This window comes from Gordonia amarae NBRC 15530 (assembly GCF_000241345.1).
GTDB lineage: Bacteria > Actinomycetota > Actinomycetes > Mycobacteriales > Mycobacteriaceae > Gordonia > Gordonia amarae.
The window spans coordinates 106,089-117,017 of sequence record NZ_BAED01000006.1 but is presented as its reverse complement, the minus strand read 5'-3'; the positions used below and the strand labels follow the sequence as shown (position 1 = coordinate 117,017).

The 10,929-nt window shown below is 67.2% G+C and carries 17 protein-coding genes; 13 read left to right on the top strand and 4 right to left on the bottom strand.

The genetic code is table 11. From position 1 onward, the window contains the following. Positions 1–67 precede the first annotated feature (67 nt). On the bottom strand, positions 68–1,684 hold the full coding sequence (gene fadD5 / locus GOAMR_RS02360) for a fatty-acid--CoA ligase FadD5 (protein ID WP_005182268.1): 1,617 nt from the start codon (positions 1,682–1,684) through the stop codon (positions 68–70). A 160-nt stretch (positions 1,685–1,844) separates the two neighbouring features. On the opposite strand from fadD5, the gene GOAMR_RS02355 reads away from it, so the two are divergent. Together GOAMR_RS02355 and GOAMR_RS02350 are read left to right on the top strand one after the other, a co-directional pair. After that, a complete protein-coding gene (locus GOAMR_RS02355; protein WP_005182265.1) occupies positions 1,845–2,984 on the top strand; it encodes an acyl-CoA dehydrogenase family protein in 1,140 nt (379 codons plus the stop codon). 40 nt (positions 2,985–3,024) lie between these two features. Further along, on the top strand, positions 3,025–3,756 hold the full coding sequence (locus tag GOAMR_RS02350; RefSeq protein WP_005182262.1) for a GntR family transcriptional regulator: 732 nt from the start codon (positions 3,025–3,027) through the stop codon (positions 3,754–3,756). A 12-nt stretch (positions 3,757–3,768) separates the two neighbouring features. Here GOAMR_RS02350 and GOAMR_RS23430 read toward each other — a convergent pair whose 3' ends face one another. The 3 genes from GOAMR_RS23430 to GOAMR_RS25290 form a co-directional block, all read right to left on the bottom strand. Further along, positions 3,769–4,137, bottom strand: a complete 369-nt coding sequence (locus GOAMR_RS23430) for a CAP domain-containing protein (protein ID WP_005182261.1) — start codon at positions 4,135–4,137, stop codon at positions 3,769–3,771. 78 nt (positions 4,138–4,215) lie between these two features. After that, complete coding sequence (locus GOAMR_RS02340; RefSeq protein WP_005182258.1) at positions 4,216–4,830, bottom strand: DNA-3-methyladenine glycosylase; 615 nt, start codon at positions 4,828–4,830, stop codon at positions 4,216–4,218. Positions 4,831–4,851: 21 nt separating this feature from the next. Beyond that, complete coding sequence (locus tag GOAMR_RS25290) at positions 4,852–5,175, bottom strand: hypothetical protein (protein ID WP_005182256.1); 324 nt, start codon at positions 5,173–5,175, stop codon at positions 4,852–4,854. Between the two features lie 267 nt (positions 5,176–5,442). Here GOAMR_RS25290 and GOAMR_RS02330 point away from each other — a divergent pair, with 267 nt between their 5' ends. From GOAMR_RS02330 to GOAMR_RS02280, 11 genes are all read left to right on the top strand, one after another. Beyond that, positions 5,443–6,627 (top strand): tyrosine-type recombinase/integrase, encoded by a 1,185-nt coding sequence (locus tag GOAMR_RS02330; RefSeq protein ID WP_005182255.1) that lies wholly within the window; start codon positions 5,443–5,445, stop codon positions 6,625–6,627. Between the two features lie 40 nt (positions 6,628–6,667). Beyond that, complete coding sequence (locus GOAMR_RS02325) at positions 6,668–7,063, top strand: VRR-NUC domain-containing protein (protein WP_005182254.1); 396 nt, start codon at positions 6,668–6,670, stop codon at positions 7,061–7,063. 61 nt (positions 7,064–7,124) lie between these two features. After that, on the top strand, positions 7,125–7,628 hold the full coding sequence (locus GOAMR_RS02320; protein ID WP_005182253.1) for a hypothetical protein: 504 nt from the start codon (positions 7,125–7,127) through the stop codon (positions 7,626–7,628). Continuing rightward, positions 7,625–7,852: a hypothetical protein gene (locus tag GOAMR_RS02315; protein ID WP_005182252.1), complete on the top strand. Its 228-nt coding sequence runs from the start codon at positions 7,625–7,627 to the stop codon at positions 7,850–7,852. The genes GOAMR_RS02320 and GOAMR_RS02315 overlap by 4 nt, the downstream gene beginning before the upstream one ends. A 285-nt stretch (positions 7,853–8,137) precedes the next feature. Next, positions 8,138–8,518, top strand: a complete 381-nt coding sequence (locus tag GOAMR_RS02310) for a hypothetical protein (RefSeq protein ID WP_005182251.1) — start codon at positions 8,138–8,140, stop codon at positions 8,516–8,518. After that, a complete protein-coding gene (locus GOAMR_RS02305; RefSeq protein WP_005182250.1) occupies positions 8,515–8,700 on the top strand; it encodes a hypothetical protein in 186 nt (61 codons plus the stop codon). Before GOAMR_RS02310 ends, GOAMR_RS02305 begins: the two co-directional genes overlap by 4 nt. After that, on the top strand, positions 8,697–9,251 hold the full coding sequence (locus GOAMR_RS02300; protein ID WP_005182249.1) for an antirestriction protein ArdA: 555 nt from the start codon (positions 8,697–8,699) through the stop codon (positions 9,249–9,251). Before GOAMR_RS02305 ends, GOAMR_RS02300 begins: the two co-directional genes overlap by 4 nt. Before the next feature lie 29 nt (positions 9,252–9,280). Next, a complete protein-coding gene (locus tag GOAMR_RS02295) occupies positions 9,281–9,514 on the top strand; it encodes a hypothetical protein (protein WP_005182246.1) in 234 nt (77 codons plus the stop codon). A gap of 101 nt (positions 9,515–9,615) precedes the next feature. Then, a complete protein-coding gene (locus tag GOAMR_RS02290) occupies positions 9,616–9,876 on the top strand; it encodes a hypothetical protein (protein ID WP_244427222.1) in 261 nt (86 codons plus the stop codon). A gap of 3 nt (positions 9,877–9,879) precedes the next feature. Beyond that, positions 9,880–10,332: a hypothetical protein gene (locus tag GOAMR_RS02285; protein ID WP_005182241.1), complete on the top strand. Its 453-nt coding sequence runs from the start codon at positions 9,880–9,882 to the stop codon at positions 10,330–10,332. Between the two features lie 188 nt (positions 10,333–10,520). Next, a complete protein-coding gene (locus GOAMR_RS02280; protein ID WP_005182238.1) occupies positions 10,521–10,853 on the top strand; it encodes a hypothetical protein in 333 nt (110 codons plus the stop codon). Positions 10,854–10,929: the final 76 nt, after the last annotated feature.

Below are 10,929 nucleotides of genomic sequence, written 5' to 3'. Positions count from 1 at the left end.
ACCCTAACCATTTTTCACCAAAAATGGAACGTGTTCTAGTTTATTGGCGCGCCGACCGGGCACTCCCCTACACCGAGTGGCTCGCCAGCCCGGCGTCCTTGCTGCCGTAGGACGAGCGCAGCGTCGGCTTCACGATCTTGCCGCTGGCGTTGCGCGGCAGTTCGGCCACGAGCACCAGATCCTTCGGATGCTTGTAGCGGGCCAGGGAATCGTTGAGGTGCCCCTCCAGGTCGGCGAGCGTCAGGTCACCGCCGTCCTTGGTCACCACCACCGCCACGGGCACCTCACCCCACTTGGGATCGGCCCGCCCGATCACCGCGGCCTCGAGGATCCGCGGATGCGCGTGCAGGGCGTTCTCGACCTCGGCGCAATAGATGTTCTCGCCGCCGGAGATGATCATGTCCTTTGCGCGGTCGACCACGTAGATGAAGCCCTCGGAGTCGCGGCGCACCAGGTCGCCCGAGTGGAACCAGCCGCCGCGGAACGAGTCTGCGGTGCCCTCGGGGTTCTGCCAGTAGCCCAGCATCAGATTGGGTCCGCGGTAGACGATCTCGCCCACCTCGCCGTCGGCCACGTCGTTCATCGCCGGGTCGACGATGCGTGCGGTGACCGACGGGATGACCTTGCCCACCGAGCCGAGCTTGCGCAGCGCATCCCGGCCTTCGAGCACGCAGGTGATCGGTGACATCTCGGTCTGGCCGAACACCGCGACGTTGAGCGCGTCCGGAAAGGTCGCGTCCATGGCCTTGAGCACGGTGTCCGAGGCGGGGGCGGCACCCCAGCTGATGATGCGCAACTTCAGATCGCGCGGCTTGGCCTGCTGGGCCGCGCACACGGCCTGCCACTGCACCGGCACCAGGAAGATCGACGTGGTTCCCTCGGCCTCCAGCGCGTCGAGCAGTTCATTGGGCTCGAACGCACCCAGCGGGTGGATCACCGACAGCGCGCCCATGTAGAACAGCGCCGACATCGCACCGATGGCGGCGATGTGGAACATCGGCACCACCATCGACCCGATGTCGTCGGCCCTGGTCTGCAGCTCGCGCAGACAGGTGACGGCCTGCGCCTGCATGTTCTGGTGGGTCAGCATGGCGCCCTTGGGTTTTCCGGTGGTTCCCGAGGTGTACATGATGAGCGCGACGGACTCCTCCGGCACGTCGATCTCCGGCAGGCCGTCGGTTCCCTCGGCCAGCAGGGTCTCGTAGTCGAGATGCTCGGGTGACTCGGATCCGCCGACCACGATGATCTGTTCGATGCCGGGCGCGGCCCCCTGCACGGCACCGGCGAGCGGGGCGAGCATGGTCTCGGTGACCACCACCTTGGCACCGCTGTCGGACACCAGGAACGCGATCTCGGCCGGCGCCATGCGGATGTTCACCGGCACCGCGATCGCGCCGAGGATGTTGGCACCGAAGATGGCCTCGACATACTCGGTGCGGTTGAGCATGAGCAGCAGCACCCGGTCGCCGGAGCCGACACCCCGGCGGTGCAGCGCCGCGGCGAAGGCGTGGGAGCGCTGGTCCAACTCCGACCAGGTGGTCACCTTGCCGGCGAACTTGAGCGCAGGCCCGTCGGGGGTGGTCAGCGCGTGGCGGCGCACCTGGTTGTTCCAGTGGTTGCGGCGCGACCGCAGCGGCTCCGTCGCACGGATGTCGGCTCCACCTGACAGGTCTGTAGAAGTCATCACATCTCCTCGTGTGTCTGATTTGTGGGATTCACGGTACTTGGCCCATGAGACATGGAACACCCTATCCAGCTAGAAGATATACGATATATGTTCTAGAGTCAGCCTCACGTTCACCAGCGCGGTCAACACGCCGCGCACCTGTCCCGGAAGGACCCCCATGGTTCAGTTCACCGCCGAACAACGCGCATTCGCCGATTCGGTCGCCGACTTCTGTCAACGCGAGACGGGCACCCGAGCCCAGCGCGATGTGCTCACCAACCACGGCACCGAGCTGCATTCGCAGGACCTGTACAAGAAGATGGCCGAACTCGGCTGGACCGGCATCCTCATCCCCGAGGAGTACGGCGGCGCCGGTGCGGGCAACGTCGAGATGTGCATCCTGCTGGAGGAGTCACTGCGCGGTGGCGCCCCCATCGGCGGTATCGGCCCCACCCTGATCACTGCCGCCGGGTACCAGAAATTCGCCGGCGAGGAGATGAAGCGCGACGTGCTGGCCGGGGTCGTCGCCGGTGATTCGCTGTCGGTGTCGATGTCCGAGCCGGAGGCCGGTTCCGACGTGGCCGCGCTGTCCTGCCGCGCCGACAAGGTCGACGGCGGCTGGCTGATCAACGGCCAGAAGACCTGGTGCTCCAACGCGCACTTCGCCAAGTCCATCCTGCTGATCGCCCGCACCGACAAGAACGGCAAGAAGCACGAGGGCCTGACCCAGTTCCACGTCCCGGCCGGAACTCCGGGCCTGGAGATCCGCGGCATCGACACCCTCGGCGGCCGTGAGGTCAACGACCTGTACTTCACCGACTGCTTCCTGCCCGATTCGGCCGTCGTCGGCCAGGTGGGCAACGGCTGGAACCAGCTGATGGCCGGCCTCAACACCGAACGCCTCATCCTCGCCGCGATGCAGCTCGGTCTCGCCGAGCGGTCATTCGCGCAGACCCTGCAGTTCATCACCGAACGCAAGCAGTTCGGCCGGCCGATCGGCACCTTCCAGGCGCTGCGGCACCGGATGGCCGACCTGGCCACCGAGATCGAATGCACCAAGCTGCTCGTGTACTCGGTGGCGCAGAAGGCCGACGCCAACCCGGACAAGTTGCTGCCGCGCGAGGCCTCGATGGTGAAGCTGAAGGCCACCGAGACGTCCAAGCGGATGACCATCGACGCGATGCAGATGATGGGCGGCTACGGCTACGCCACGGAGTTCGACGCCGAGGCCATGATGCGTGCCTCGATCATCTCGACTGTCTACGGTGGTACCAACGAGATTCAACGCGACATCATCGGCAAGACCTTCGGGCTGTAGGCCCGGGTCCGGCGGTTCGCGCAGGAAGTGGAGTAGGTACGTGACGGTGGCAGCACACCAGGGGACACAGCAGACGACGCCGGCACAGGCGTCGCGCAGGCGGGCGGCAGCGAGCAAGATCCGCAAACGCCCCCAACTGTCCGAGGAGGTCGCCGCCCACCTGCGCCACGCGATCATGACCGCCGAGATCCGGCCCGGCGAGTTCATCAGGATGGACGACATGGCCGCGCGGCTCGGGGTGAGTGTCACCCCGGTCCGCGAGGCCCTGCTCACCCTGCGCGGAGAGGGCATGGTCAGCCTCGCTCCGCACCGCGGCTACATCGTGGCCGCACTGAGCCGTATCGACGTCGAGGACCTGTTCTGGTTGCAGAGCGAGATCGCGGTACGTGTCGCCCTACGGACGGCCCAGGCGATCACTTCCGAGCAGATCGGCGAACTCGAATGGTGCAACCAGAAGCTCGCCGTCGCGGTCCGTGCGGGCGACGGCCCGGAGGTGGCCGACGCCGAGTTCGAGTTCCATCGCATCCACAACCTGGTGGCCGACAGCGGCAAGCTGTCGTGGTTCCTGCTCAGCGCCACCCGCTACACCCCCACCCAGCTGTACGCCACCGACCCGGAATGGGGTGAGGTGGCCGTCGATTCGCACGCCAAGCTCATCGCCGCGTATCGCAAGGGCAACCGCGAACAGGTGATCGAGCAGACCCGCCGGCAGTTCACCGACGGTGCCGCCCGCCTCACCAAACACCTCGAGGCCACCGGCATCTGGGACTAGCGGCATCTGGGACTAGGCCAGCGTCTCACGCCGCCCGAACAACTGAACGTAGAACCAGGTTCCGTTGCGGCCCTGGGCCACTCCCACGCCGATCTGATCGAACTCGGGGTTCATGATGTTGGCGTGGTGCCCGGGCGAGTTCCACCACGCCAGGTGGGCGGTGGCCGCGTCGGGCTGTCCGCACGCGATGTTCTCGGCCGCCCAGTTGAGGTCGGTCTCGTTCAGCACCGGCGTCAAATCCTGGTGGTACAGATTCAGCTCACCCGCCAGCCGCTCGGCATGCGCCCGCGCGAACCGCACCAGCCCCGGATGCACCCACACACCCGCCAGACCGCCCTCGCCCCGCGCCGCATTCGCCAACGCGATCAACTCATCCTCCACCCGCCAAACCTACCCGCCGTTCCCGCTTACCCGTTTCCTTGAACGCCAATTGGATCCGATTGGCGTTCAAGGAAACCGCTACGCGGGAGAGTGGGCGGCCGGGGCGCGGGGGCTGCGGCGGTAGGGGGAGACCGCCGGAGACGCCGGGAGCCAGAGGCGCCAGGGGCGGTCCGCGGCGACGCTGATGCCGACGCGGGGGCCGGTCTGCCACCTGTCTGCGCCGCGCAGTTCCAGCCGGATCGCCGACTCCGGGTCGAAGAGCTCGGTCCCGTTGTCGGACAGCTCGATTCCGAGCGCCCGTCCCAGGTTGCCCGGTCCTCGGGCCAGGTCGGCCACCCGCCGGGCGCCGGGTCTGCGGGCGGTCACCACGTCGAGGCCGTCGATGATCTCGGCCGACCGCAGGAGCACGGCACAGGCGGTGTCCTCGGGTCCACACACGACGTTCATACAGCGGTGGATCCCGTAGCTCAGATACACGTAGAGCACGCCGGGTGGCCCGAACATCACCCGATTGCGCGGAGTCGGCCCCGGATAGGAATGGGCGGCAGGATCGGGCCACGGTCCGTCCTCCGGAGACCCGTACGCCTCGACCTCGACGATCCGCGCGACGACGTCCCCCACCGTGAGGATCGAACCGAGCACCCGGCTCGCCGCGGTGACCGGGTCTGCGTCCTGGAGGTCCTCAACATCCACGCCGCCATATTCTGCCCGGTCTCATCCGCAGCCGCCGCCACCACCGCAGTCACCGCCGCCGCTGAATCCCCCACCGCCACCACCACCGTCGCCGCCCAGCACTTCACGTCCGGTGAATCGCGTGATGTGGATGGGTACGACGAACGCCACGTAGAGCGCGGCGATGGCGAGCACCACCGCCCCGGTGAGCTGGGCGTCCGCCGCGACGGTCCACCGCTCCTCCCAACCGACTTCCAGGAGCGCGGCGGCGCCGGCACCCAGGAAGCTGAAACCGAGTAGCCACGCGACAATCAGCGCGATGTGGATCATCATCCACTTCACGCCACGTCGATTCTTCCGGACCATACCTGATCGAATGTACGCCGCCGGCACACAGCCGCAACCCCACGCAGTGCCACAGAAGGCAAGAAGCCCGCTGCAAGCAGCGGGCTTCTTTCTGCTCCCCCAACTGGACTCGAACCAGTCGTGGTATACCTGGTCAAGGCGATAAACAGCAGGTCAGAGCGTTGTAGTACCCGCACGATAGTGCAAGATTCCGCACGTTTTGGCATCCTGAGTACCGCACGAGTACCGCGACCGCGCGGCACTCGCCCGACCGGGAGGACATCGCAGGTGGCACGCGAATCGTGGGGCATCATCGACAAGCAGCGCAGCGGGCGATACCGCGCGCGCTACACCCACCAAGGCGAGCGCCACACCGCCCCGCACACCTTCGACACCAAGGACGCGGCTCGGACCTGGCTCTCTCGACAGCGCATCGCCATCGCCGACGGGACGTGGGTCCACCCCGAGGAGGCCAAGAAGCGGGCCGAGACCGAAGCTGCCGAGGCCGCGCGCAAACAGATCACCGTCGACGAGTACGCCGAGCAGTACATCGAGCGCCGCTTCAACGCTGGCAAGCTCGGCGGCAAGACGGCCTACGACTACCGGCTCTACTGGCACGGCCCCCGGCCGAAGTCCAAAGGCCAGCGCGCCACCGCAGGCGGCCGCCTGCACCACTTCGCCGGTTGGCCGATCGGCGACATCGCCTACGAGGACGTCTGCGACTGGCACGACGAGCAGATGGAGAGTGGCGCGCTCACCCAGGTCACCCGCTGCTACGAACACCTCAAGACCGTGATGCTCGACGCGGAGGACCGCGGGCTCATCGACCGCAACCCGTGCCGGATCAAGGACGCCAAGGTGGCCACCGGCAAGAAGCGCACTCCACCCACCGACGCCGAGCTGCCCATCGTCATCGACGCCATGCCGCTCAGCCTGCAACCGCTGGTGATCCTCGCAGCCGCAGTGGGCGGTCGATTCGGCGAACTGACCGCCTTCCGCAAACGCGACTTCACCGTCGAGTACGACGACGACGGCGCGGTCGAGTGCGTGCGGGCCACCGTCGCCAAGGCGATCACCTACGTTCCCAAGGAGGGCCGCTCGGAGAAGGGCCCCAAGACCGAGGCCGGTAACCGCCAGGTGCCGTTCTTCGGCCACGACGCGCTCATCTTCGCCTCACACCTGTCGACCATCGACGATCCCGACCAACTGCTGTTCACCGACGCCACCGGCGACGCCCCGCTGCCCCACGGCAGCTTCACGTGGCACTGGATCAAAGCGAGAAAAGCAGCGAACCGCCCTGACCTCCAGTTGCATTCGTTGCGCCACTACCACGGCAGCAGGTACGCGCAACTGTCCGGTGCTTCGCTAGCCGAGGTGATGGCTCGACTCGGCCACGTCAGCGTCACTGCAGCGATGCGGTACCAGCACGCTGGGACACGGGCCGACGAGCTGGCCCGCCGCGCCGCCCGATAATGGTTGTGCCACAGTCGATTTCGTCGGTACAATCGACGCTATGAGCACCCGACCGACCGCGCCCCGCGAATCCGCCGTCGAGCGGCATCTCGTCCAGCGCTGCGCCGAGATCGGCGTCCTCTGCTTGAAGTTCACGTCACCAGGACACGTCGGCGTCCCCGACCGAGTCCTGATGGGCCATGACGCCAACGGCGACTCGGTGACCCTGTTCGTCGAGGTCAAGCGGCCCGGCGAGGTGCCCCGCCCCAACCAGGTCGCGACGATCCAGAAGATGCGCGACCACGGCCAGCACGCGGTCGTCGCCGACAGCAAGAGCCAGGTCGACGTCCTGCTCGACGACTACTTCACCCGCCCTGCGGTTCCGATCACCGAGCGCGACCCGCACGACGCGCCTCTGCCCGGTCGCGCTGGCCACATTGTCACGTCCTTGTATTAACTACCCATAGTGGGTATATTGAAGGAGTCACATTCATTCCACCACAGAGGGATTCAGCGCTATGGCACGCAAAACGTGGGACGTCTACCGGTACGAGTGGTTTGCGAGCGACGGAAAGGCGTGGCGCAACCAGCGCGTCACCGCCTACCCCGCCCGCTGGGCCGCGGTGACCGAGCACGTCGACTACGACCCCGACGACCAGGCGGCCCTGCGCGCTGCCACCGACCCGCTCAAAGCCACGATCGACGCCGAGCGTGGGCGCAAGGGCGGAAACAACCGCCCCTACGCCTATTCGCGTCACTTTGAACGCATCGCGTCGGTGCGGACGCGAAAGGAGGCGCAGCGCCTGGCCGATCTGTACAGCCGGCTCTACGCGGGCTCGCTGCAACCCGCGCGCTATGCCGCAATCCTGAAGCGCTCCGGACTGAAAGATTTTGCGGCCCTGGTCGATCCGGCGAACCGCTCGATCGTCCGAAAGGCCAGCCGCGCCTTCGCGGAGGCGCTTGACATCCATGGCGCCGACCTGGGTTACGCCACCACGCAGGCCGCCGCCGACGTCGCGTGAGCCCGCGAGGCCGTCAGCCGTTCGAGCCCACCCCACCGCAGCGCCACCTGCTGCGGCGGGTGGAGCGGGCCGCAGCCCGCCTGCGCACCGCCCAGACCGCCAACACCGATGCGGTCCGGGCGGCCTTGGACGACGGCATCCCGGCACAGGTGGTCGCCGACGCGGCCGGGCTGGGGGTCAACACCGTTCGGCGGATCAAATACCAAGCGGGGGTTGACGATTGAACACGATCCCTACACCAAGAATGACCCGGCCGGAGGCCGGGTCATTCTTGGTGTTACATCCCCGCTACGCGGGGAAGAGGTAGTGCTATCGGATAACCACCACACTGCGTGGCAATTTCGATTCATCCCCGAGTGACGGGGAAAGTTCATCCGCTCCTTGAGTGGAATGCCATTATTGTAATTCATCCGGGGCCATCCATGCAACTGTTCGGCGTGCCTCGCCTCCAAACCAGGCGGCATAGCCGCCGGCAGCTGGCCTCCTCGACCAATCGAGGAGGTCTTCTCATGTCCGCACCCACCACCATCACCGACCCCTGGATCGAGCGCTTGATCCAGTCAGGCCATCTGGCCCCAGGCGCTCGCGGGCTCACCCGCGAGGCCGCAGCGCGCCAGTACAACGAGGCCAACGCCCTGACCCCCGAGGACGACGACTACCTCTACACCCCGGGGCAGGCCCAAGCGACCGCCCGCGACGCGCTGGCCGTCATCGGCATCGACGTCGATCCCGACACCCGCGTCGTGCTCACCGACGGTCGCGCCGGCCCCCGGGCCGGCGCGTACCTGCTCAACGTCGGCCAGATCGAGTTCGCCGTCGAGCAGCATCGCCTCACCACCGGCGAATCCCTGTCCGCCGACGCGCTGATCGAGGCTCTGCCGTGGGAATGACCGCCACCGCCGCCGAGGACCTCATCACCCGCGCCTGGGACGTCGCCGAGGCGCGCCGCCTCACCGGCGATCATCGCCTCGTGCAGGCGATCTGGGCGCTGGAGGACGCCATCGACCACAACACCACCGACCCTGGCCACGCGGCCCAGCGCGTCGAAGCAATGATCGGAGAATTGCCATGACCGCCACCCACAGCCCACGGATCGACGAGCCGCGCGTGTGGATCGGCTGCCTCGCCTGTTACAACGAGGGCCGTTTGCGAGGCGACTGGTTCTCCGCGGCCGAGGCCGCCGACGTCGCCCCGCGCCAGATCCACGGCGGCCGGACCACCTCGCACGAGGAACTCTGGGTCTTCGACCACGACAACATCCCCGTCGACGGCGAGTTCGCACCGATGGACGCGACCGGCTGGGCCGAGGCCTACGACGAGCTGGACAGCCCCGAACAGTGGTCGGCGCTGTGCGCTTGGGTCCGCTCGGGATCATACGTCGCACAGGGAGATACTGACCTCCCGTGTGTCGGCGATTTCGAGGAGCGGTACGCGGGAGAGTGGGACTCGTTCCGCGACTACGCATTCCAGCTCGCTGAGGATCTCGCATTGTTCGACGGCCTCGATGACGACCACGTCGCCGTCAGGTACTTCAACTGGGACTCGTGGATCTCCGATCTGGAGAGCGACTTCACCGTCGTGCCCACAGGTCGCGGAAGCCGCTTCATCTTCCGCGACCTCTGACTGTCGTACCCCCGCGACAGGATGGCGCGGTGCCGCCCGTACTGCTCACCGTCGCTGCCCGCGACCTGCGCGTCGGGGACCGGATCGTCGACTTCACCGACGACGCCGACGCCGGGATCACCGACGTTGAGGTGATGGCCAGCGGCGGCCTCATGCTGTCGCTGGTCGTCATCGACCACGACGGCCAGGACATCGCTGGCAGCACTGCCTTCATCGCCCATCCCGACACCGCGTACACCGTCCAGCGCCGCGTATCCCGATAGAGGAGGCAATTATATTCTGCGAGAGTGCATTCCAGCGAATCAAGTTCGCAGAATTGCGCCGGGGCGACGTACTGATCGACATCCCTAACATGCTGGCCGTCGTGACCATCGCCGGACCTGTCCGCGTCGACGGCCCGGGCCCGGGCCTGGCCCTGATCACACTCAGGACCTACACCCCCGGCGGGGCGAGGATTGGCACCCGCGACCAGGCCATCGCCATCGTCGACGACCTCGACGCCACCCGCCTCGTCGCGGTCCGCGACAGTCCGCGATGGCGGCCGGACCCTCGGATCGCCACCATTGACCATTTGATGGCGCGCATCGGGCCGATCGACCCGACCGGCACGAGGAGTGAGGAGTGACTGATGGGAACCTTCGACGAGCTTGAGATCGACGGAATCCGCTGGCAGACAAAGGCATTAGGCAAGCACATGGGCGTCCGCCGCCCCGGCGACGAGGTCGAGGTGCGGCGGGTGGCCGGCCCCGACGATCCCGCAGACGTCGCCGCCTACGCCTACGACGACCTGCCCGGGCGCTACGTCGTACAGGTCCAGGCCATCGAGTACGCCCTGGTCGAGAACGGCCGCTTGGTTGGCCTGGCCACCGCCGCCGACCGCGAGCAGCTGAGTGACGCCACCTTCGACTGCCACGGCCGTGACGAGCATGACCTGCTCACCTACGACGGCCCGTTCGACCCCCGCCGCCCGCGCCGGGCGATGACCCCGGTTCACCGGCGCCCGCTGCCAGGATCGCCGGAAGACACTGCCTTCGAACAGGCGCTCGACGAACCGACCGGTGACGACGCACCCGACGCGTAGGATCGAACTCGGAATCACCGGTACCCCCTTCACCGGCTCGCGAAGGCCCCGACCGCAACTCGGTCGGGGTCTTCGTCACTCCGATCGTTCTTGCACTTAGGCGTGTCGATGCCCGCGTCCCACAACTCGCGCTCGCATGCCGGGCACCAAGTCATCCACGCGTCCAACCGCACATCGGAGGGAACACCATGTCCGACATCACCGCACCGACCGGCATCGACGCCGCCGAACTCACCCTGCTCGTCGGCGAGCCCGGCGCTCGCGCCTACGACGCCTACCCGATCGACCTAGCCGACCGAGCTGAAGCTCAGCAGGCACTGTCCGACCTACCAGCGGAGGCCACAGCGCTGGTCGGCATCGAGTTCGACGATCCCGAGGAGTCCGGCAACCGCATCGTGCTTGCCGACGAAGGTCTCGACGCTGCACGGTTCGTCGACAACCATGGACACCGCCTGGCTCCGGATCACGTGCTGCCCCGACTCGACTCGCTGAGACGAGTCGTCCTCACCGCCGCGCGATGACCCAGACTGGCTGTCGACCCCCGTTCCGAAATCAGTGCGAGAGCCGACTTTCCACCCTCTCGGGCGACATCGGGCG

Coding starts and splice junctions, on each gene's coding strand:
- GOAMR_RS02320 (WP_005182253.1), top strand. CDS start 7,125: ATGGCACGCAAAACGTGGGACGTCTACCGGTACGAGTGGTTTGCGAGC.
- GOAMR_RS02280 (WP_005182238.1), top strand. CDS start 10,521: ATGTCCGACATCACCGCACCGACCGGCATCGACGCCGCCGAACTCACC.
- GOAMR_RS02285 (WP_005182241.1), top strand. CDS start 9,880: ATGGGAACCTTCGACGAGCTTGAGATCGACGGAATCCGCTGGCAGACA.
- GOAMR_RS02355 (WP_005182265.1), top strand. CDS start 1,845: ATGGTTCAGTTCACCGCCGAACAACGCGCATTCGCCGATTCGGTCGCC.
- GOAMR_RS02310 (WP_005182251.1), top strand. CDS start 8,138: ATGTCCGCACCCACCACCATCACCGACCCCTGGATCGAGCGCTTGATC.
- GOAMR_RS02305 (WP_005182250.1), top strand. CDS start 8,515: ATGACCGCCACCGCCGCCGAGGACCTCATCACCCGCGCCTGGGACGTC.
- GOAMR_RS02300 (WP_005182249.1), top strand. CDS start 8,697: ATGACCGCCACCCACAGCCCACGGATCGACGAGCCGCGCGTGTGGATC.
- fadD5 (WP_005182268.1), bottom strand. CDS start 1,684: ATGACTTCTACAGACCTGTCAGGTGGAGCCGACATCCGTGCGACGGAG.
- GOAMR_RS25290 (WP_005182256.1), bottom strand. CDS start 5,175: ATGGTCCGGAAGAATCGACGTGGCGTGAAGTGGATGATGATCCACATC.
- GOAMR_RS02325 (WP_005182254.1), top strand. CDS start 6,668: ATGAGCACCCGACCGACCGCGCCCCGCGAATCCGCCGTCGAGCGGCAT.